This window comes from Xanthomonas sp. BRIP62418 (genome assembly GCF_003993495.1).
GTDB lineage: Bacteria > Pseudomonadota > Gammaproteobacteria > Xanthomonadales > Xanthomonadaceae > Xanthomonas > Xanthomonas euroxanthea.
Genome location: NZ_QEZG01000040.1, coordinates 138,142 through 159,186, shown reverse-complemented (window position 1 = coordinate 159,186; position 21,045 = coordinate 138,142). Strand labels below are relative to the sequence as shown.

Below are 21,045 nucleotides of genomic sequence, written 5' to 3'. Positions count from 1 at the left end.
CTGGTTCGATACGCGAAGCCTTTGCAACCACCACGCAGTTCGCTGGCCGAATCGAGAAAGGACGCCTCATGCTGCAACTACGTCATATCCCTACGTCCAACACCCTGGATGTCGCCGTCAGACTGATCCGGGGCCGCACCATCGTGGCGACATTCGCGCCGCATCAAAAGGCAGTGATCAACGTCGAGTTCGACGGCATCCTGCCTGTGATTCCCGGAGCGCAGCCGTTGGTCTATCGCCAGAAGCTGGGCAACATGATCGACGTGCCGCAGGGCAATTTTGCATTCCTGGAACGCGTGCCCGATGGCGTGGCCTTGCAGTACGCGTGCAGACACGAACCACAGAACACCGTGCTGTTCTCGGCGTCGGCTGGCGTTGAACAGCGCAGGCCGTCGTTGGCCTAGGACACTGATGCCAGTGCCCCGTCATGGAACCAAGCGCGCAGGTCGCAAGCGTCGCCAGCCTGATCGGTACCGCCGCTACAGGTGCAGCGATGGCGATCGGCCAGGCGCCGGCCTTCGCGATGGGGGCGACCTATCTGGCGCTGTCGGATTCCATCGCGCTCGCAATGGAAAACGCGGTCGCCAACCAGCAGCGCGGACAGGTGCTCGCCGATGCAGCTCTCACTCAAATCCTTGCCTTAATCATCCAGAAGGGAGCGACTTCGTCATGATCGACGACAGTAGCGTGAACAGCCAGATCGTCGATGCGGTGAGCAGCATCGTGACGCTGACCACCGGTCAGGCACCCGCACAGGCGCTCGGCATGCTCGATGCCGTGATGCTGGAGACGCTGGGCATGGCAATGCACAACGCCGTCAATCGGCAGCAAGGCGCCGGCATGATCAATGCAGCAGCGATCACCGCCGCCTGCGCCAAGATGATCTCGGCACCGTTCCCGGTTCCGCCGCCACCACCGCCTGCACCACCCGGACCACCACCGACGGTCGCGCCATTGCCAGGTCCTCCCCCCGTACCGCCCCCGCCTGCAGCGCTCATCGCCGCCGCCGCGGCCGAAGCCAAGGCGGCCGTCGACGTGCTGAAGACGCAAGCACAAGGCGCCTCGGCAGATGCCGCGACCGCAACCGCCGACCTCATGGAAGTGCATGCGCTGAGCGTCCCGCCGCCCCTGCCCGCCACTCCCCCCGCTTCCGGTGCCGGCCTCGATCATGCTGCCACTTCTGATGCTCCTGCTGCTGCAGCCGCAACTTCACCCGCAGCTGCAGCTACAGGCACACCCCCTGTCGCTGCTGCATCTGCACCTGCTGCTCCTGTTGCACCTGCATCTGCATCTAGCTCTGCACCTGCACCTGCGCCGCCTGCTCAGTCATAGGGCGTCTGCAGAGATGAGGTCAGCTCCCCCTACCACCAGGCCTCATTGAAAGGCGGCCGATCATTCCATGGGAACCAAGATGGAACCGACAAAGGTCAATGCGCAGGTCATCGATGTCATCAACCAGGTGCAGCTGGCGACCATGAGCCCGCAGGTCGTGCTGACCAGCGGAGCCGGAAAGGCTTACCAATCGGTGGCGCAGTCCACCGCCATTGCGGTGCAGGACGCCACCGACGCGCTACGCAATGTCTCCACGATCGCCACCACCGCCGTCGGCGTGGCGATGGCGCAGTACCTGGCCACCGGCGATGACAAGTACGTCACTGCACTCAACCAGGCGCAGGCGCTGATGCAGGGCGCCACCGACGACTTTGCCAGGATCGGTTCGGCGGCCGGCCTGGTACTGAAAAATTTTCCCGCCGGTTGAATCCACAAGGAGTCATGCAATGTCCGTTTCGATCGCAGGCCGCCTCATCTCGATGCCGACGATGCTCTCGACGCTGGGCAGGCAGTGCCTGGCCTTCATCGATGGAGGCACCCAGTGGCTGGCATGGGCGATCCAGTCGCCCGGTGTGCGCTACGATTTTCCCGACGAGAGCAGCTTGCTCGACGAAGTGCAGCAAGGCCTGCACGGCTCGCGTCTGGCGTTGCTGCCGCAGCTGGAGCTGAGGGTCAGCCCGGTCAAGCTGATGACCTTGAGCCCGACCGACCTGGGCACGCTGGCGCAGGCCGAAGCCGGAGACACTGGCTCGGTGGTCAAGGCGCAGCTGCAGCGGATCTTCCGCGACAACGCCCTGTACACCGCAAGCGACCTGGCCGCAGGCCGCAGCCTGCTGACACAGTTGAAGGTCGATGGCGCCGGCGTGTTCCAGTCGCTGGACATGGAAGAAAGCCTGGCACTCCGCCAGCTGGCCGCCGACGCGCCGCCGGACAACATGACGCCGGCACTGCAGCAGGAAGCGGCGGCATTCGCCATCGAGCAGGCGCGCACGCCGCTGGAATTCTGCGACTACTACCGCTTCTATCTGGCCTGCACCGCCACCATCGCCGCTGAGGACGAACGTGCGCATGTGGCGGCCTCGGCGCTGCAGACGCTGCTGCCGCAGCTGTTCACCATCCTGGATTGCCCACAGGTCCAGGGACTGCCCTCGCCCAACGAGGTCGAGCGCAGCGTTGCCGAATGGCTGGCACGCGGTCGCCAGCTCGGCTTCGCGCGGCTATCGCTGGCGGCCCAGCAGATTGTCCAGCACACCCGCTATCGAGGCGACGGCGGCGACCAGGCGGCCAGCGATGCGATCCGCCTCTACCTGCAGTCGGCGCAGGCCTTCCTGGCGGCCAACCGGCCCAGCCGTGGCGTGCTGGGCCAGGATGGCAGCAGCTGCGTGTTCACCATGCACAACGACGCCCTGGCTGCACTGCTGCAGGTCAACGGCGGCATCATCTCGCTCCGCGACTTCGGTGCCGCACCTGCATCACCCACCACCTCGCAAGACACGGATGCGGAGGCCACGCAGTGAGCGCACCGCCCCCGCCTGCTGCGGCCGGCGACCAGGCTCCGCCTGCGACCAGCGCCGCCGACGCGGCGCGCGAAGCGGTGCATGCAGGTCGCGCCGCTGCCCTGGCGGCCGCACGCCAGGGCATGGCGCAGGCCGAAAACGCACTGGGTGAGAGGCTGCGCGCGCTTGCAGCGCAGCGCCCAACCGAAACCGCACCACTCGCCGCGCCGACGCGACCACCGCGTGCCGATGCCGTCACCCCGCTCCATTCCGCGTCCACTTCAGGAGATACCAGCATGTCCGACGATACCCAGCCCACGCCCCCGAACCAGACACCAGCCTCCACTGCGCAATCGTCAGGATCCTCGCAGATCGAAGCGGCGCTGAAAGCGGCGCAAGCCCAGATCGATCAGGCGATGGCGGCCAGCAATATGGCAGTGCAGGCGGCGATGCAGGCCGCAACCGCGGCGACTGCCGCAGCTGGCAATGACCAGGCGATCGATAGCGCAAACCAGGCACTGCAGCAGGCCGAACAGGCCGCCGCTGCGGCGGTGGCCGCCGCGCAGCAGCAGACCGAGCAGGCAATGAGCGCCGGCATACCCGACTCGCCGCCGCCGGAAGGATCGCCCCCATCGACGCCGGACCGGAGCTGATGGCATGCCACAGGTCTATGCGGCGGTGTCGGATGGGGGCGGCAATTATCTGATTGCACGCAAACGCCTACTCAATCAGTGGTGGGCGGAATACGCGGCGCCGGTACTGGCGATGGAAGCGCTTGCGCTGGTATGTCAGACCAATGCGGATCCAGCGCAGGATTGGAACACTGCCCGGGTTCGGCTAGGTAACGCATACCAGGCGGCAAACGGGGTCTTGTGCGACGGGATACCCGTCTTTCCCGACGCAGCAAGCGCACTCGATCGTGCAAGAAACGCATGCATCGCCACTCCCGACGGGAAAGTGATCGCCAACAACGCGCTGTTCGCAGTCCAGAATCTCATCGATGTGACGATTGCACGCCGCCCGGCCATTCCGTTTTCTCCGTGCATCAAGGCCGATACCGCCACGCTCGCATCCAGCATCGCCGCTGCCGGCGGCAATCCCCTGCAATGGAACACCCCGCGCGCGCAGGCCGAGGCGATCGCGGCCGCGCTCGATGACTGGGCAGCCGCCCAACCACCAAGCATCGTCAATCAGGCAGCCCAATGGGCATTACCCGGTGGCGGCATCCACGACGGCGAATCTCCCGAGACTGCGGCGCGGCGCGAGTTTGCCGAGGAGACCGGTTTTTCGCTCGACAACTCGAGCGACTTCCCGAGCGATCCGCCCGTGCAACTGACCGACCCGAAACGCAAATCGTTCTGGCTGGCGTGTTTCTCGACCAGGCTTTCTCTGGATGACATTGCGACATCCATCAATCGGGCCACTGTTCCGCGCGCAAGCGGCAATCGACCGACCAGCAGCGCAGTCTGCGATTGGGAAATCGAAGGCGTGCAACGCGTCGAGAAATCGCAACTGCGCGCCTATCTGGGTACCTACCAAGTCCTGTCGCGGGCCGCTGTAAGCAACGCGGCTTACGCCCAGGCACGCATTGACCATCCGGGTTCGCCCACCCCAACCAGTTATGACAGAAGGTGGCAGGCAAGCAGACGCCATGCCATCGATTGGTACGCGCTGATCGCCATGCATCTGCAAGTCACTGTTTGATTACCCGTTCCACCAGCCCTCGCCACACGCGGAGCTTCACCATGACCTTCCACATCGGCTTTGACACCGACCGCTTTCCGGGACTGCCCGCGCTCGCCTGGTTGAAGACACAGACCGGGCTGGCCTGGTGCGGCTATTACCTGGCGCCTGCGCCCAGCCATGCGGATACCGGATGGATGGGATGGCGACCGACGTTGGTCGCCAATGGCTGGGGGCTTGCGCCGATCTATCTTGGCCAACAGAGCGCCGGTCCGGGCTCGCATACCGTGACCGCAGACCAGGGCAGCGTAGACGGCGCAAACGCGGCTTTCCTGGCCGATCAAGAGGGCTTTCCCGTTGGTGCGACGGTCTATCTTGACTGGGAAGACGGCGGGGAACCCAGTGACGCTGGAGTCGCCTACATCCGCGCCTGGATCGCGGCACTGGTCGCTGCCGGCTATGCACCGGGCCTATATTGCTCGCACGCACTGGCCGCCAGCCTGGTTGCCGCACTCGCGCCGGGGCCGACGCTGCAGGTCTGGGCCTGGCGCGTCGCCAACGCCAACACCCACACCTACGCCGGCGACATCCAGACGGTGACCGCATCCGATCCGGCCGGCTGCGGTTATGCGCATGCCGCGCTCTGGCAGTGCGAACAGAACGCGGTGCTGTCGCTGCCGGGAACGCCCTGCGATGGTCTGCAGATCGACCTCACTTACTCCGACGCCGCAGATCCAAGCGCTCCCTGAGCAAACGCCCCCTTCCCCTTTGCGAGCCGAGACCACGCCATGAAGGAATCTCCCGAACAAGAACAACTGCGCCGTGCGATCAGCGGCGAGTTGACCAAACGGATCAACGACGCGGCGCGCTATCCCAACGTGCGCTCTGCGGTGATCCAGGCATTGGGCACCATCCAGGATCGTATCGCGGGTCTATGCATCGCGGTGCGCGAGCGATTCATGTTGCGCGACGACCAGCCGCTGGCACGCTTCTACATCAAGGGCGGCAATGCATTCACAGCATGCATGGACCTATTGCAAGGGCAGGACCAGCACCTGTTCGATTCGGGAAGCTCGGATTGGGACACGCAGGTCGCGATCGACCCCTGGCTCCCCACATCCGTGCAGGATGCGCTGCATGCGGAAATTGAGGACATCGTCGTCGATGAGATGAAGAAGGCCGGCGTCCTCATCGCCTTCGAGCTCAGTCTGCTGACGGCCCCCGAATCTCCGCTGTCGGAGCAGCTTTACCCCATTCCACGTGCGCAATGGGGTCCGAACACAGTCGACGTGAGGTGTCTGGTCACCTGTGACGCGCCGCAGACATTACGCCGGGTCTTCGAGCGTGACCGCACCGGCCTGTCCGCCTATACCGGTGTGGAGATCGCCAAGATCGGGGAGCGCGATACCCCATCCCCGCCAGGCATCGTGCTGAACGACGGGATCAAGCCATTCGTGCTCTATCGCCTGGGTTACACCTGGCACGCCAACCTCATGGAAACCTATGTCGACCGGATTGTCACGGAACCGGCAAGTCCACGCGGCATACTGATGGAATTGATCGACGTGAGCCTTCCGCGCCGCGACACGATCGAAGCGATCACGATCTGGTCGGAGATGGAAAACGGACACCTGACCATTGCAACTGCTGGTGGCACGCAGGAGCGTTGGCAATTGCCGTTACCGGACCTGGATTATCATCTGCGCGAGAATCTGCTGATGTTGTGCGAGATCGCAAGCGACCCGCTCGCACTGGGCGCGCATAAGGAAGCCAAGCGACGCGAACGTGTGGCCGCAATCCACGCCTGGTACGCGTCCAGAGCGCAGCTGCAGCATTTTCAAGACGTCCTCGATGTAATGGCGGGCAGACACGTCGGGCAAGCTGGCGACGACGCCACCGCGCTGGTGAACGCGTTAATGGCATCAGTACGTGCGCGCACGTTGGGAGCCGCACCGGACTACGTCAACGGGCAACCGACCGATACAACGCGCACGCGCATCCTTGCCGCACGCTACGGCACCGGCACCCTGCTCACGCTGATGTCGGCGTCCTTCACCTCGCCGGTCGTGCTTTCGGCAGCTTTCAGCGATGATCTGCGGTTGATGAGCATCCTCGGCCAGAGCCCTTATCTGGCGATCGACCGACTGCGTTTTTCCGGCGTGGACATGGCGGCGGTGGCACGGGTGACCCACAAACAGCTACGTGGGCTGGACATTGCCGTATTCGAGCAAGCAGTCGGACGCTGGCTCGGCGAGAATGTCCAGGTCCTGGCCCAACCCCACAACACGCCACGGGTGGGAGGTCTTAGCTACGAGTGCACGCTGGTGGTGTTCGTCAACAACAAGAAACCGCCGTTCGCAAAAACGGTTGTCGCGTTTCTGACTCTCACGACGGCTACTGCCGCGCAGGCACCCTTCCATTCCAGCCCGTCCGATCAGGGCAATGCATATGCGGCGCTGCTGGACATCGACGGTCAGCGCAAGGCAGCTGCTGCGCTGATCGGAGAGTTCGTGCTGCGTGATCTGCTGTCCAAGCAGCACGAAACCATCAAGACACTGCTACCTAACGCCTAGACCGATGACGCACCGACTTGGGCACCGGCGTTACGGAACTCACGCGGGCTCACCCCAACCAGCCGTCGGAAGCTCTTTTCGAAATGGCTCAGGTCGCCGAAACCGACCTTCAGCGCCACTTCGGTGATGCGCAGCTTGCGCTGCTGATGCAAAAGCTCCTTGGCCTTTTCGATCCGTAGCTGCTGCAGCATCGGTTTGAACGGGGTGCCGAGTTCGTCGCGGAACAGAAAGCCCAGATGCGACTGGCTGACGTGCGCCTGCCGGGCCAGATCGCCCAGGGTCAGCGGCTCGGCATAGTGCTCACCCAGATGCACCAGGGCGCGCCGCAGCGCGTCGTGCAGGCTGGCAAGACGCTGGCCGGGGCGATGCGGAAGGCCGGCGATCCAGTCGACCGGCGTTTCCGGCTGCGTAGGCTCAGCCGGAAGATCGGCCGGTTGCGACATCGTCGCGCATGCATCGTGCTGCGCTCCCTGCACCCGGCCTTCCAACAGACGCGGTGCGTGGCGCTGGATGTCGGCGCTGCCGACCGGCCTGCAGGCGGTCATGACCGCCAGGCGCAGCACCACCCGCTCCAGCTCCTGGAGGTTTTCCGGCCAGGGGTAGTAAGTCAGGGCGTCCATCAGCACTTCGGTGACCACCTGGCCGTGATTCAGGCCGTGCCGATCCAGCACGTGCTCGACGTGAAAGCCGATATCTGTCCGTCGCTTGCGCAACGGGGTAAGTTCGATCGACAGGACATCCAGTTGCGACAGCAGCGCCCGCGAGAAGCGTCCGGCACGTACGCGGCGCGACAGATCAGCGGTCGTGGAGGCGACCACGCGTGGCGAGTCCTCGCCGTCCACGGCGGACCATGGCCCGCCGAGGCCACAAAGCTGCCCGGCCAACTGGCGCTGTAGCGCGTCATCGAGCTCGTCCACGCCCTGCAGGAACAGCGTTCCTGCCATTGCGCGCTCGAACCATGCTGCCGGTGCGTCGCCGGGAGCGGCGCAGTCGATCGCAACGAACGGCTCCTCCCGCCAGGGTGCAGCTGCATGCAGCAAAACGGCCACCTTTTCCTTCTCGGTTCCGAACTCGCCGCGCACGATGACCGGCAAGCAACTGTATGCGGCGTGCTCGACAAATTCGTCGATCGTCCAGACCTCTTCGCTCACGCCCACGATCGACAGGGCGCGACCAAACCGGTCTTGCGCGAACGCCCGCGCGGCATCGCGCTTGATCAGGTACGCACAATACTTTGCAATCTGCTGGCACAGCGTCATCGCCTCCGGGGTCATTCGTTCTTGAGCCGGCGTGACATTCAGTGTGCCGAGCACTTGCCGGCCGTGCTGGACGGGAAAACACTGCGTGGGCGGGGGCTGGGTTTCTGCCAGGACCGGACCCGGCGGACCGTGATGCTCCACCGCGACAAACTTACATACCGCGCCGTTCGTGATCGCGCTCTGCGACAGTTGTGCAGCGATCTTTCCCAGCATTTTCTCCAAGGGATCGCCTGGGAAATAGGCGCGCTGCACTACATCAAAGACTTGCTTTTCCATGGATGCTTTCGACCTGATCTACTGGCGCGCTCGGAAGGCGGCCAGACCCAAGTCGCGCCATCCCTGACCAGACCGTCGGCAAAGCTCCAAGCGTGCATTCCGCTTTTTCTACGAACGCTCCCCTCGCCCGCCCTCGGTCGATCCACCCTGATGTGAGACAACGCTCGCTTGCGGTGACTGGACGGTGGCAGGCGCAAAACGATTCGCCAGCAAAACAACCGCTTGGTGCAAGCCAGATCTGGCATTAGCACGCCGCCACAGCCCGTTCCCGACGATTCGTAGCATCGGGCTTGTCCGCAATTGGATTGGGTGCGGCGCGTCTCACTCGTTGCCGCTGCGGCGCTGCGACGCTGCGACGGGCTCAAGCAATGGCGTCGTATATAGTGTTGCGACGTTCTGCACGCGCGCGCAGGGATAATGCGCTGTCTTCCCGATGGCGATGCTCATGTCCCAGCCCGTGCCCACCTTGCGCGCCTACGACACCATCAAGCCGCTGCTGTGGCTGGTGTCGCTGGCGATCTTCATGCAGATGCTGGATGCGACCATCGTCAATACGGCATTGCCGTCGATGGCGCGCAGCCTGCACGAAAGCCCGCTGCAGATGCAGTCGGTGGTCTTCAGCTATGCGTTGGCGGTGGCGATGTTCATCCCCGCCTCGGGCTGGATTGCGGACCGCTTCGGCACGCGGCGCACCTTCCTGGCGGCGATCATCGTGTTTACGCTGGGCTCGCTGCTGTGCGCGGCCGCGCAACAGCTGCCGCAATTGGTGGCCGCGCGCGTGGTGCAAGGCATCGGTGGGGCGATGCTGCTGCCGGTGGGGCGGCTGGCAGTGCTCAAGACCGTGGCGCGCGCCGACTTCCTGCGCGCAATGAGCTTCATCGCGATCCCGGCGCTGATCGGACCGTTGATCGGCCCCACCTTGGGTGGCTACCTGGTCGAAGTCGCCTCCTGGCATTGGGTGTTCCTGATCAACCTGCCGATTGGCGTGATCGGTTTCATTGCCGCGCTGAAGATCATGCCCGACCACTACGGCGATGCGCGCCAGCGCTTCGATCTGATCGGCTATCTGATGCTGGCGTTCGGCATGGTGGCACTGTCGTTGGCGTTGGACGGCATCTCCGAACTCGGCCTGCGCCACGCCTTCGTCATGCTGCTGGCAATCGGCGGGCTTGCTGCGCTGGCCGGTTACTGGCTGCATGCGGCCAGTACGCCGGCGGCATTGTTTCCGCTGGCCTTGTTCAAGGTGGCCAGCTATCGCATCGGCATCCTGGGCAACCTGTTCGCGCGGGTGGGCAGTGGCTCGATGCCGTTCCTGATTCCGCTGCTGTTGCAGGTCGGCCTGGGCATGAGCCCGATGAATGCCGGGCTGATGATGGTGCCGGTGGCGCTGGCCGGCATGGCCGCCAAGCGGGCCGCCGTGAAGCTGGTCGGTCGCTTCGGCTACCGCCGCGTATTGATGCTCAATACCGTGCTGGTGGGCCTGGCGATGGCCAGTTTCGCCTTGGTCAATGTCGGCCAGCCGCTATGGCTGCGGCTGCTGCAGCTGGCCTGCTTTGGCGCGGTGAACTCGTTGCAGTTCACCGTCATGAACACCGTCACCCTGCGCGACCTGGATCGCGAGCAGGCCAGCCCCGGCAACAGCTTGTTGTCGATGGTGATGATGCTGGCCACCGGTTTCGGCGCGGCGGCAGCGGGCAGTCTGCTGGCCGCCTTCAACACGCATCTGGGCGACAGCCACGGCGCCACGGCGGCACTGCATGCGACCTTCCTGTGCGTCGGTGGCATCACCTTGTCCTCGACGCTGATCTTCTGGCAACTGGCCGAGACGCGGCCGCATCCCAGGCAGGTGGAGGAAGTTGCCGAATAGCGATGGCTGGGCGACATCGCCTAGCGCGGCGCGGGTCAATGGCGTGTGCGATCCCGGCCGCGGTACATGGCGCTATATCTGATCACGCGGGCGTTCGCGCTGCAGTGCCTCGGCGATGGTGTCGGCCAGCATGTCGCCGGTCAGCGGCTTGCGCAGGAAACTGTCGAAGCCGGCGTCCTGCGCGGTGGGCTCGGCCTCTTCGTCCGAGCGTGCGGTCACCGCAATCAACGGCATGTCGTAACCGAACACGCGCAGCTGCCGTGCCAGCGCAAAGCCGTCCAGCCCGGGAAGATCCAGGTCCAGCAAGGCCAGGTCGAAGGGGTTGTCGGCCGCTTCGGTCAGCGCGGCCAGCCCGTGCGGTGCATGCACCACCGAGTGCCCCTGCGAACGCAGCAGGCCGACGATGACCTCGGCGATGGTGGGGTCGTCTTCGACCAGCAGGATGCGCTGCGGGGCGACCGCGCCTCCGGTGCGTGCCACCTCGCCGCCGAGCGTGGCGTTGGAGGCGACCCAGCGCAGCGGCAGATCGACCACGAAGCGCGTGCCGGCGCCCAACCGGCTGATCACCTCGATATGCCCGCCCATCGCCATCGCCAGTTCCTGGCAGATGGCCAGGCCCAGACCGCTGCCGCCGTAGCGCGAGGTGGTCTTGGCGCCGTCGCCTTGTTCGAAGCGCTGGAACAAGCGTGCTTTCTGATCGGCGTTGATGCCCGGCCCGGTATCGGCCACCTCGAAACGCAGCCCCTGGTACGACCCCAGCGTGGTCAGCTTGAGCCCCACCACCCCGCGCTCGGTGAACTTGATCGCATTGCTGAGCAGGTTGAGCAGGATCTGGCGGATGCGGGTGACATCGCCGCTGGCGGTGATGTCGCCAAGCAGCCCCACTTCCAGGCTGAAACGCAGGCCGCGTTCCTGCGCCAGCGGCGCCATCAAGCCCTCCACCTCGGCCACCAGCTGGCGTACCGAGAAGGGCTCCAGGTCCAGTTCCAGGCGTCCGGATTCGATCCGTGCCAGGTCCAGCGCATCGTTGACCAGGCGCAGCAGATGCGCGCCGGCACGGCGGATCGATTCGGTATAGCTACGCTGCTTGTTGTCCAGCGAGGTCTTGAGCAACAGCTCGCTCATGCCCAGCACACCGGTCATCGGCGTACGCACCTCATGGCCGAGCGTGGCCAGGAAACGCGTCTTGGCCAACGACGCCTGCTCGGCCAGTTCCTGCTTGTGCACCGCCAGTTGCCAGGCATTCAAGCGCCGCAGGCGGCGGCGATACAACAGCACCGCCGCGGCAACGATGCACAGGGCGAGCACGCCCAGCAGGACCAGCCCCCACGGCGCCAGCCACCACGGCGGCAATACCTGGAAGCGCAGCGTCTGGCTGGCCGACCAGATTCCATCGGCGGTGCGGCCCTGCACTTCCAGCGTGTAATGCCCTGCGGGCAGTCGCGAAAACAGCCGTTCGCCACTGGGTCCGACATCGATCCAGTCCGGGTCGTAGCCACTCAGCCGGAAGCGGTAACTGTTGGACTCCGAATCGGCCAGGCTGAGCAGGCGCGCGACGATGTGCAGGTCGCGATCGTCGTCCTGCATCGTCAGCGGCTCTTGCCCGGTGATATCCAGGCCACGCTCCCCGCGCCGCAAGCCCACGCGTTCGATGATCAACGGCGGCCGGCGTGTGCTGGGGCGCATCGTGGCCGGATCGAACACCACCACACCGTCGGGCGATGCAGCCACGACCCGCCCGCTGCCGGCCTGCACCAGGGTATTGATCTGCAGCTGCTGGTTGGGGAGCCCGTCGTGCACCCCATACACACGCACCAGTCGGCTGCCGGGATCGATCCGGATCAGGCCGCGCTGGCTGGACACCCAGGCCACGCCCCTGGCGTCGACCACCAGGCCATTGGGCGCCACCATCGGAAACTCCTGCTCTTTTCCGACCGTATCCAGGTGCTTGAGCCGCTTTCCGTCCCACAGATAGCGCCGGATCTCGCCAGCCAAGCCGGTCCAGACCACGCCTCCCTCTCCAAGCCGGAACAGGTACGTCGGCAGGGACGGCGTGCCGTCGACGGGGACGAAGCGGTCGGCAGCGGGGTCCCAGCGCCGTAGACCGGCGTTATTGCTCAGCCATATCTGACCATCGGGGCCAAGCCGTATGTCCAGGATGGTCAATGGCTCCAGTCCATGGCTGCCATGGACGATGGTCCGCAGCAGTTGCCCCTCCTGGTTGCGGATCTGCAGGCCGTATTCCAGCACCGTCACCCACAGCCGACCCTGTGCGTCCTCTGCCATCCAGCCCGGTCGGTCCGCGGCACCGTCGGGATCGGGCTCGACATCCTCGCGCAACTGCCAGCGTCTGGCCTGCCGGGTCTGCGGGTCATAGCGAATCAATGTTCCTTCGACGGCAATCCAGACCAAGCCGCGCCGGCTTTCGAGCATGGAGTCGGGCGGACGGGCGTCGATGTTGGCCAGGTGGGTCTGCAGTTGGCCGGTCACCGTATCGAGATATTCCAGCACGTGCCGTGAGCCGGCCAGCCAGACGCCGCCCGCAGCCGACGGCGCCGTCGCCAGCACGGACGGGTTGGTCAGCGACTGTGGATCGCCGCCGTGGGAGGCCACGACCGCAAAAGTGTCCCAATGCGGCGGCAGGTGCCACAGGCCGCCTTCGAGCGCTGCAAACCACAGCCCGCCCTCCCGATCCTCGTAGGCCGCAATCCAGTTCCGCCGGACCAGGCCGTGCGCCGACAGGCTGTAGACCGGCACGCTGCTGATGTCGGTTCCTGCAGTAGACAGGCCCAGGCCGCCGTCGGTGTCCAGCCAATAGCGCCCGTTGCGATCATGCAGCAGCACACCCATGACCCGCCGCTTGCTCACCGCCTTCTGCCACGGCTGGGGCCGCGCCTGGCCATTGGCGTCCACACCAAACGCATCGCCGACGACATCCGATACCCACAAGGTGCCGCCGTTGCGTTCCATGTACAGCCGATTGACCGCCTGCGTGGTTCCAGGCAGCGGCACCCGCTGGAAGTGCGTGCCGTCCCAGCGAGCCAGCCCGCCATGGGTGCCGATCCACAACGTTCCGTCAGGCGCGACCGCGAACCCGATCACGCTGTCGGACGGCAGGCTGGTCGGGTCGCCTGGCACGTTGGAAAATCGCTGCATGCTGCCGTCGGGACGCCGCCGATACAGCCCGTGGGCGGCCGTGCCAAGCCAGACATCGCCGTTTGGCGTGTGGGCCAGCGCCCACACCGTGATCTCGCGCAGCTCCGGAAACTGCGGGCTCTCCAGCCGCCTGAACGCGCGTGTCTTGGGCTCCAGAAAACCGGCACCGCCGTTCTCGAAACCCATCCACACCCGATTGTCGCGATCGACGCAGATGGTCCAGATCGCGTTGCTGGTCAGCCCTTCTTCCATCCGCCAGATGCGGTAGTTGCGTCCATCGAATCTGGCCAATCCGTCATCGCTGGCGATCCAGAGATAGCCCTGCTGGTCTTCGGCAAGCTCGCTGACGGTGTCCGAGGGCAGCCCGTCGGCAACCGTGATCTGGCTGGGGACCGGCGTCAGCAGCGCGCGCGAGCTCGCCCATGCAGGCTGCAGCGTGGCGCACAGACACAGCGACGCTGCCGCGATCAACCAATAGGAAAAACACAAAAAAAGGCGCACTGGACAGGTTTCACGACAAGTCGCCGCATAGTGCGGGCCACGCGCGGTGCGAGCAAGCCCGAGCGAGCTTGCCACGCCGCGCACCCGTTTTCACCCAAGGCCGAACCGGCACCTGCACGGGGTCGATCTGGTTTACCGCTGCTGCATGCGCGCCAAGCAGCAACGGTGCGACGGGGCAAGCGACGAGAGCAGCACGTCCTTCATGCTCGGCCCTCGCCATCGCCACCTGCGCGGCCGCGCGGACTCCCTGACGGGACTGCACCGTTCCCGCTCCACGGCAGGTGGCTTCGGAATGACCTCGGAGCGGCCGACGAAAGCGCTGCGCTGCCGCCAGGGGCCGCGGCGGTGCTCGGAACCCGCGTGTGCCAGCTGTACGCTCCGGCGCTGGGCGCGCCGGCCCCAATCAGCTGCCGCGCGCTTGCCACGTTTCGTTAGCCGCCGTGAGTCGCCAGCCGGGCGGCGCGCGCATCGGCGGCATCTGCCAGCACACCTGCCAGTGCCTGTGCCAGCAACTCACCGGTGACCGGCTTGCGCAGGAAGCCATTGCAGCCGGCAGCCATCGCCTGCGGCTCTGCGTCGGCATCGGCGCGCGCGGTGACCGCGACGATCGGAAAGCGCACGCCGCGCGCGCGCAACTGCGTCACCAGTGCCGCACCGTCGATACCTGGCAGGTCCAGGTCGCACAGGCCCGCGTCGAAGCTGCGGGTACTCAGCTCGGCCAACGCCGCCAGACCATGCAGGACATGGGTGACCTGGTGGCCACGGGTCTGCAGCAGGCCAACGATCACCTGCGCCACGGTCGGGTCGTCTTCGATCAGCAGCAACTGCAATGGCGCCTGGGCCTGCGGCGAGGTTGCGCGGGCAGACGCAGGCACTGCGGGCAGCGCACTCACCCAGCGCAGCGGCAGCTCGACCACAAAGCACGCGCCCTGCCCCAGTTCACTGCTGACCGTCACCGCACCGCCCATCGCCGCCGCCAGTTCGCGGCAGATCGCCAGGCCCAGGCCGCTGCCGCCATGCCGGGCAAGCGTCACTGCGCCTTCGGCCTGCTCGAAGCGCTGGAACAGGCGTCCGCGCTGTTCTGCGCTCATGCCCGGGCCGGTATCGCACACCTCGATCCGGATGCCTTGCCCGGGGCGTTGCGGCGCCACCGCCACACGCAGGCTGACGCTGCCACGCTCGGTGAACTTGACCGCGTTGAACAACAGGTTGAGCAGGATCTGCTGCACCCGGCTGGCATCGCCGTGCAATGCCGGCGGCAGCGCGTCATCCAGCTCGCACGCAAAGGCCAACTGCTTCTGCTCAGCGCTCGGGCGCACCAGCTCGGCCACCTGCCTGATCAGCTGACGCAGGTCGAAGTCGCGATAATCCAGCGGCAGCTTGCCGGCTTCGATCCGCGCCAGATCCAGCGCATCGTTGACCAGCCGCAGCAGATGCTTGCCTGCCGACTGGATCGCGCTGGCATAGCCCTGCTGACGTCCATCCAGTGGCGTCTGCAGCAGCAACTCGCTCATGCCCAGCACACCGGTCATCGGCGTGCGCACCTCATGCCCGAGGGTCGCCAGAAAGCGCGTCTTGGCCAACGAGGCCTGTTCGGCCAGCTCGCGTTTGTGCTGGGCCAGCTGCCATTGCGCGCGCATGCGCACACGGCGGCGATAGGCGGCCGCAAGCAATGCGCCCAGCAGCAGCACGAGCAGGAAAATGAGCGCGATGCCTGCGTCACTGCGCCACCATGGTGGATTGACCGAGAACCGCAGCGAGCGCATCTGTGAGCGATTGCCCAGCGGGTCCACCCCCTGCAGCGTGAGCTCGTAGCTACCGGCAGGCAAGCTGGCGAATTCTCGGATTCCCGCGTTGCCCGAGGTCTGCCATTCGGTGTCGAAGCCTTTCAAGAAACTGCGGTAACGATTGGACAGCGGGTCGCTGTACGACAGCAGACGGCTGACGATCTGCAACTGCCGATCTCCAGGTCCCAGCTGAAACGGGCGATCCATTGGCAACGCGATGCGAGCACCGTTGCGTAGCACGCTGACATGTTCCAGCTGCAGTGCCGGAACAAACGGTGCGATATCGGGCATTGCGGTATCCAGCAGCACGGTAGAGCCATCGCTGGTCGCGCCGATCAGGGTATCGCCCGCCATCAGCAGACAATGCTGAATGAACTCCTGGCTGGTCAATCCATCGCGTGTCCCGATGTTGCGTAGGCGTGTCGGCGTCACCGAAGGGTCGATGCGCCATAGCCCGCGCAAGCTGGAAATCCAGACCCTGCCACGCGGGTCGATCCGCATTGCGGACGCGTCGAACCCGGTCAGGCCGTCGGCCTGGCCCACCTGACGCACGCGCACCCAACGTGTTGCGGTTTTCTTCCATTGTTCTGCACCGACGGCCCGATACACCCACACCATCTCCGGCGATTGGCTGGCAAACGCCTGGATCTGCGTCCCTTCCAGCCCTGCAACCGGCACGAACTGGTGTGACGCTTGGTCCCAGGCAAACATGCCGCCTTCGCCTGCAACCCAGACACGTCCGTCCGGGCCTTGCTCCAGCTGCTGTACGGCGATATCGCGCAAGCCGTGCAAGTCCTGCTGCGTGATGCGCTGCAAGACACGCCCGCTACGCAAATCACGCTGCTGCAGCATGTCGATGAAGGCCATCCACACCGTATCGCCATCCTCGATGATCCAGTCAGGCGCCGATAGCGCCGACGCCGGTTCAGGGCCATCGGACGGCCAGTGGATGAATTCACCGGTACGCAGGTCCATGCGGGAAAGGCCAAAGCTCAGATTGCCCAGCCAGACACGTTGCAGGCGATCCTCCAGCGCCGACACCAACTCCATGTCCTTGAGTTGCGACGACTGCAAGCCTGTCTGAAACGTGTCGCCAGTGCTTGGATCGACGCGCAACAAGCGACCTTCCGCATCGACCTGCCACAAGCCACCAGAACGTGTGGCCGGGGCCAGGTTGCAATAGATGGCATCACCCGTCGGCACCGCCGGTTTGAGCACGGCTGTGCGCTTCCAGTCTGCCGGCAAATACCCAAGGCCGGTGCCATGCATCGGAACCCATAGCCCGCCATCAGCGGCTCCAAGCAGGCCAATGACATTACGGCGTGACAATGCCCCCTCTCCGCTGAAGGCAGGGACCGGTGGACGCTCGCCGCGGGTCCGCCACAGACCGCGTCCACTTCCCAACCAGAATTCGCCGTCCGGGGCAGCCACTGCACCCCAGAACTCGTTGCCGGTGCCGAACATCGTCCCCCAGGGCAGCGGCGGCCATTGATCGTCCGGGCCCATGACGTGCAACCCCGACTCGCTCCCCAGCCACAGACGGTCCCCCGCCCATTGCAGACCGAAGATGGCAGACTGACGGTTCGGTTCGTCCGGGACATAGACGCGGTGCAGACGTTTTCCGTCGTAGTACGCCAGTCCACTGCTGGTTCCGATCCACAGCCGCTGCCGGTTGTCCGCCGCAAGATTCATGACCATGGCCTGGTCAAGGTCGCCATCGACCGCACCCAGATCCACCGACGACATCGCCCCGGAGGTATCGATGCGAATCAGTGCGCCGGTCGTGGTTCCGGCCCAGATATCGCCGTCGAACGCGGTGATGCTGTAGATCTCGCCGTCCTTCATCAACGGATAGTCGACCGTGCGGTAGTGCCGGAAATGGCCTCGCCCGGCATCCATGACGCTCAGCGTCTTGCCGCAGCCGATCCATATCCTGTCAAGCGCGTCGATGTGCAGCGCCTGGATCGCGTTACAGGGCAACGATGCCGGGTCGGAAGGATCATGTCGCCAGGTCCTGAATCCTGCGCCGTCGTACCGCACCAGACCATCCAGGGTGCCAAGCCATAGATAACCGGCGCGATCCTGGTGGATCGCAACCACCATGGTCGATGGGAGTCCGTCGCTGGGACCCACGATCCGGAAACGCGGAATCTCCGGAATCTTCGCCACACAGGGCATTGCGCCCAGCAGCAAGACCAGCAAAACAACAAGCGCACGCATGTGGGCATCCTTTCCACGTCCAGCCCGCATGCTCGCAACGGATCGTTGCGAGCGCAAGCCAAGCGCGCTGCAGCGGGATATGTCTAGAATCCGCCCATGACAACCCTCGCCCGCCTGTTGCTGCTTCCCGCCCTGGCCGTGACCAGCCTTGCCGCAACCGCCGCGCCGGTGCGTTACGCGCTGGATCCGGTGCACACGCGGGTGCTGTTCGCGGTCGAACACGCCGGCTTTTCCAAGGCACTGGGCACCGTTTCCGGAAGCAGCGGCACGCTGGTGTTCGACCCGGACGACTGGGCTGCGGCGCGCCTGGACGTCACCGTGCCCCTGCACCGCGCCGACCTGGGCGATGCCAAGTGGAACGAGGCCACGCTGGCCCGCAACCTACTCGACGCCGAGCGGTTTCCCGACGCGCATTTCGTCTCCACGCAGGTGGAAGCCAGCGGGCAGAACCACGCCAGGGTCACCGGCAATCTGACCCTGCACGGGGTCACCCGCCCGGTCACCCTGGATGTCACCCTCAATGCGCTCAAGCGCCATCCGCTGCCGCCGTTCCGGCGCACCGCCGGGTTCTCGGCCACGGCCACGCTGAGCCGTGCGGAGTTCGGCATCGACGCGTGGAAATCGATGATCGGCGATACAGTGGAACTGCGCATCGAAGCCGAAGCCGTGCGCGAAGGCCGCGCCGACGACGACGCGCCGCAACCGCAGCCACAGCCACAAAACGCACCCGCCGCCGACACTGCCACCAGCCCGGAATCCTGAGCATGACCCTGAAGAACGTCGAACGTTGGGGCGGTGTCAGCCAGACCCTGCACTGGCTGATCGCACTGCTGATCCTGGTGCTGGGCATCGTCGGCCTGACCATGGGCGAATTGCCCAAGACGCCGAAATACTTCTGGGTCTACACCGCGCACAAATCGGTGGGCCTGACCGTGCTGGCACTGGTGGTCGTCCGGCTGGGCTGGCGCCTCTATGCGGGCGCGCCGCCGCCGGTGGCCGGCACCCCGCGCTGGCAGGAACGCATCGCCGGGCTGACCCACTGGCTGCTGTACGCGATGATCTTCGCAATGCCGCTGTCGGGCTGGTTGTACGACTCCACCAGCGGCCTGCGCCCGTTCCGCTGGTTTGGCCTGTTTGCCGTCCCCAAGCTCAGCCCGCCGGACGAACAATTGCGCGCGATTGCGCACTTCATCCACGAATGGGGCTTCTGGTTGCTGATTGCCGTGGTGCTGGCGCATGCCGGCGCCGCGCTCTACCACCACCTGTTCCAGCGTGACGCCACCCTGGTGCGGATGCTGCCGCGCGGTTGGCTCTCTTCCAAACCTTAAAGGATTCCCCAATGTCGTCCAAGTTGTTCGCCTCTCCCCTACTGGTCGCCGCCTCCCTGGTGGCCACGTTCGCCGCCGCCCCGGTCCTCGCTGCCGACTACGTGCAGGCGCCCGGCTCGTCGCTGGTGTTCGCCAGCAAGTACGACGGCGAAGTCTTCACCGGCAAGTTCCCCGGTTTCGACACCACGCTGCATTTCGACCCGGCCAACCTGGCCGGCGCCAAGCTCGATGTGCGCATCCCGCTGGCCAGCGCCGTCAGCGGCAACAACGACCGTGATTCGACCCTGCAGGGCCCGGATTTCTTCAACGTCGCCAAGTTCGCCACCGCACGCTACCGCGCCGACAAGTTCCGCGCACTCGGCGGCAACCAGTACGCTGCCGACGGCACCCTGGAGCTGCGCGGCGTCAGCAAGCCGGTCACGCTGACCTTCACCTGGACCCCGGGCGCGCAGCCGGTGCTGGCCGGCAAGGCGACGGTCAAGCGCCTGGACTTCGGCGTGGGCGGCGGCGACTGGGCCGATACCAAGACCATCCCCAACGAAACCGCGATCAGCACCAAGGTCGTGTTCAAGGCGAAGTAACGCCATCGGCCGCAACCGGACGCGGCCATTGAACGGCGGACTACCTCGTCGGGTCCGCCGTTTTTTTATGCCTGGGAACAGGATGACACCGCGCGACAGCTAGGCATCCACCCCGGGTACGGCTGAACGGGCTGCCGACAAAATGAGTTTGTTGGCCCCATCTTGTTGGGTGCAGTCAAAAGCCAAGGTCAAACGCTGAAGCCGGCCAGTTCAGCCGCGGCCGCCTGGTCGCGGAACAGCATCGACAGCTCGAAGTTCAGGCGAAATCGGTCGATGGCGCGGCGCCCTCACCGCTCGCGGGACACGCCGTGAACCCGTCCCTGGGCTCGGTGGCGGCATCCGTGCCGCCACACGGTCCCGCAACCGGCGAAGACACCGCACCAGAACTTTGCCGATTGCTCTGTTGAAAACCATACACACCGACCAGCTCGACTGGCCCTTGTCCGCCCGCCGTCGCGGGCTCTTACGCGGCATGGATGCCGCGTAAGAGCCTACATGGACGTCCTTGCGGCGTGTCCCGCGATGGTGGGCGGGCAAGGGTCCGGCAGCCAAGCAGCAGATCGGACGCCTTGCAGCGAAGGCCCAGATCATCCGCTCCGCACCAGACCGGCGCGACGTCGTTTTCAGCCGCTCAGAATCCACATCTGGCGCGTGCCGAGTGCGCGCAAGCCGCATCATCGCGTGCCGGCATCCAACCACTCGCGCAACCGCCGGCTGTCGAACGGCCAGTCCAGCTCGCGCCCATCCGCATCGCACAGCACCGGCACACGCTCCCCATAAGCGGCCTCAAGCGCCGCATCGCCGTCGATGAAGACGCTGCTGAACTCGCCAGCGCGTGCCTGCGCCAGCACTTCCACGGCCTGGTCGCACAGGTGGCAGTCGTCGCGCTGGTACAGGATCAAGGCCATCGGGAGGTCTCATGCTGCGCTGCAGCCGTGCGGCAATCGCCGACCGACTAGAATAGCCGCCTTTACGCTCACCTCTCC

General features: G+C 65.5%; 17 protein-coding genes. 13 read left to right on the top strand and 4 right to left on the bottom strand.

Annotated features, from left to right (window positions below):
* The first annotated feature begins 68 nt into the window (after positions 1-68).
* The 9 genes from EO174_RS13610 (at position 69) to EO174_RS13570 (ending at position 7,084) form a co-directional block, all read left to right on the top strand.
* The gene (locus EO174_RS13610) at positions 69-404 is read left to right on the top strand and encodes a hypothetical protein (RefSeq protein WP_119131168.1); all 336 of its coding nucleotides are present in this window, start codon (positions 69-71) and stop codon (positions 402-404) included.
* A gap of 23 nt (positions 405-427) precedes the next feature.
* A complete protein-coding gene (locus EO174_RS13605) occupies positions 428-673 on the top strand; it encodes a RebB family R body protein (RefSeq protein ID WP_011051980.1) in 246 nt (81 codons plus the stop codon).
* Positions 670-1,332, top strand: coding sequence for a RebB family R body protein (locus EO174_RS13600; RefSeq protein ID WP_126945029.1), 663 nt, complete (start codon positions 670-672; stop codon positions 1,330-1,332). The genes EO174_RS13605 and EO174_RS13600 overlap by 4 nt, the downstream gene beginning before the upstream one ends.
* A gap of 67 nt (positions 1,333-1,399) precedes the next feature.
* Positions 1,400-1,759 (top strand): hypothetical protein, encoded by a 360-nt coding sequence (locus EO174_RS13595; RefSeq protein WP_015472452.1) that lies wholly within the window; start codon positions 1,400-1,402, stop codon positions 1,757-1,759.
* 19 nt (positions 1,760-1,778) lie between these two features.
* On the top strand, positions 1,779-2,849 hold the full coding sequence (locus tag EO174_RS13590) for a hypothetical protein (protein ID WP_126945026.1): 1,071 nt from the start codon (positions 1,779-1,781) through the stop codon (positions 2,847-2,849).
* Positions 2,846-3,481: a hypothetical protein gene (locus tag EO174_RS13585; protein WP_126945023.1), complete on the top strand. Its 636-nt coding sequence runs from the start codon at positions 2,846-2,848 to the stop codon at positions 3,479-3,481. The genes EO174_RS13590 and EO174_RS13585 overlap by 4 nt, the downstream gene beginning before the upstream one ends.
* Before the next feature lie 4 nt (positions 3,482-3,485).
* Positions 3,486-4,532 carry an NUDIX hydrolase gene (locus tag EO174_RS13580; protein WP_206515070.1) on the top strand — a complete coding sequence of 349 codons (1,047 nt, stop codon included), beginning with the start codon at positions 3,486-3,488 and terminating at the stop codon, positions 4,530-4,532.
* Positions 4,533-4,573: 41 nt separating this feature from the next.
* Entirely contained in the window at positions 4,574-5,260 is a 687-nt protein-coding gene (locus EO174_RS13575; protein WP_104583015.1) for a glycoside hydrolase domain-containing protein, read from the top strand.
* 39 nt (positions 5,261-5,299) lie between these two features.
* On the top strand, positions 5,300-7,084 hold the full coding sequence (locus EO174_RS13570; protein ID WP_126945020.1) for a hypothetical protein: 1,785 nt from the start codon (positions 5,300-5,302) through the stop codon (positions 7,082-7,084).
* Here EO174_RS13570 and EO174_RS13565 read toward each other — a convergent pair.
* Positions 7,081-8,619, bottom strand: coding sequence for an AraC family transcriptional regulator (locus tag EO174_RS13565; protein WP_126945017.1), 1,539 nt, complete (start codon positions 8,617-8,619; stop codon positions 7,081-7,083). The genes EO174_RS13570 and EO174_RS13565 overlap by 4 nt on opposite strands.
* A 445-nt stretch (positions 8,620-9,064) precedes the next feature.
* On the opposite strand from EO174_RS13565, the gene mdtD reads away from it, so the two are divergent.
* Positions 9,065-10,486 carry a multidrug transporter subunit MdtD gene (gene mdtD / locus EO174_RS13560; RefSeq protein WP_126945014.1) on the top strand — a complete coding sequence of 474 codons (1,422 nt, stop codon included), beginning with the start codon at positions 9,065-9,067 and terminating at the stop codon, positions 10,484-10,486.
* A gap of 72 nt (positions 10,487-10,558) precedes the next feature.
* Here mdtD and EO174_RS13555 read toward each other — a convergent pair whose 3' ends face one another.
* Positions 10,559-14,095: a two-component regulator propeller domain-containing protein gene (locus EO174_RS13555; RefSeq protein ID WP_232099341.1), complete on the bottom strand. Its 3,537-nt coding sequence runs from the start codon at positions 14,093-14,095 to the stop codon at positions 10,559-10,561.
* Between the two features lie 479 nt (positions 14,096-14,574).
* On the bottom strand, positions 14,575-18,150 hold the full coding sequence (locus EO174_RS13550; protein ID WP_126945011.1) for a hybrid sensor histidine kinase/response regulator: 3,576 nt from the start codon (positions 18,148-18,150) through the stop codon (positions 14,575-14,577).
* A gap of 96 nt (positions 18,151-18,246) precedes the next feature.
* Between EO174_RS13550 and EO174_RS13545 the strand changes: the two genes are divergently transcribed.
* The 3 genes from EO174_RS13545 to EO174_RS13535 are packed head-to-tail and all read left to right on the top strand — an operon-like array spanning position 18,247 to position 20,059.
* Positions 18,247-18,912 carry a YceI family protein gene (locus EO174_RS13545; protein WP_119131161.1) on the top strand — a complete coding sequence of 222 codons (666 nt, stop codon included), beginning with the start codon at positions 18,247-18,249 and terminating at the stop codon, positions 18,910-18,912.
* A 2-nt stretch (positions 18,913-18,914) separates the two neighbouring features.
* The gene (locus EO174_RS13540) at positions 18,915-19,478 is read left to right on the top strand and encodes a cytochrome b (RefSeq protein WP_126945008.1); all 564 of its coding nucleotides are present in this window, start codon (positions 18,915-18,917) and stop codon (positions 19,476-19,478) included.
* Positions 19,479-19,489: 11 nt separating this feature from the next.
* Entirely contained in the window at positions 19,490-20,059 is a 570-nt protein-coding gene (locus tag EO174_RS13535) for a YceI family protein (RefSeq protein ID WP_126945005.1), read from the top strand.
* Positions 20,060-20,733: 674 nt separating this feature from the next.
* Here the strand turns inward: EO174_RS13535 and EO174_RS13530 are convergent.
* Complete coding sequence (locus EO174_RS13530) at positions 20,734-20,967, bottom strand: glutaredoxin family protein (protein ID WP_126945002.1); 234 nt, start codon at positions 20,965-20,967, stop codon at positions 20,734-20,736.
* Between the last annotated feature and the right edge of the window lie 78 nt (positions 20,968-21,045).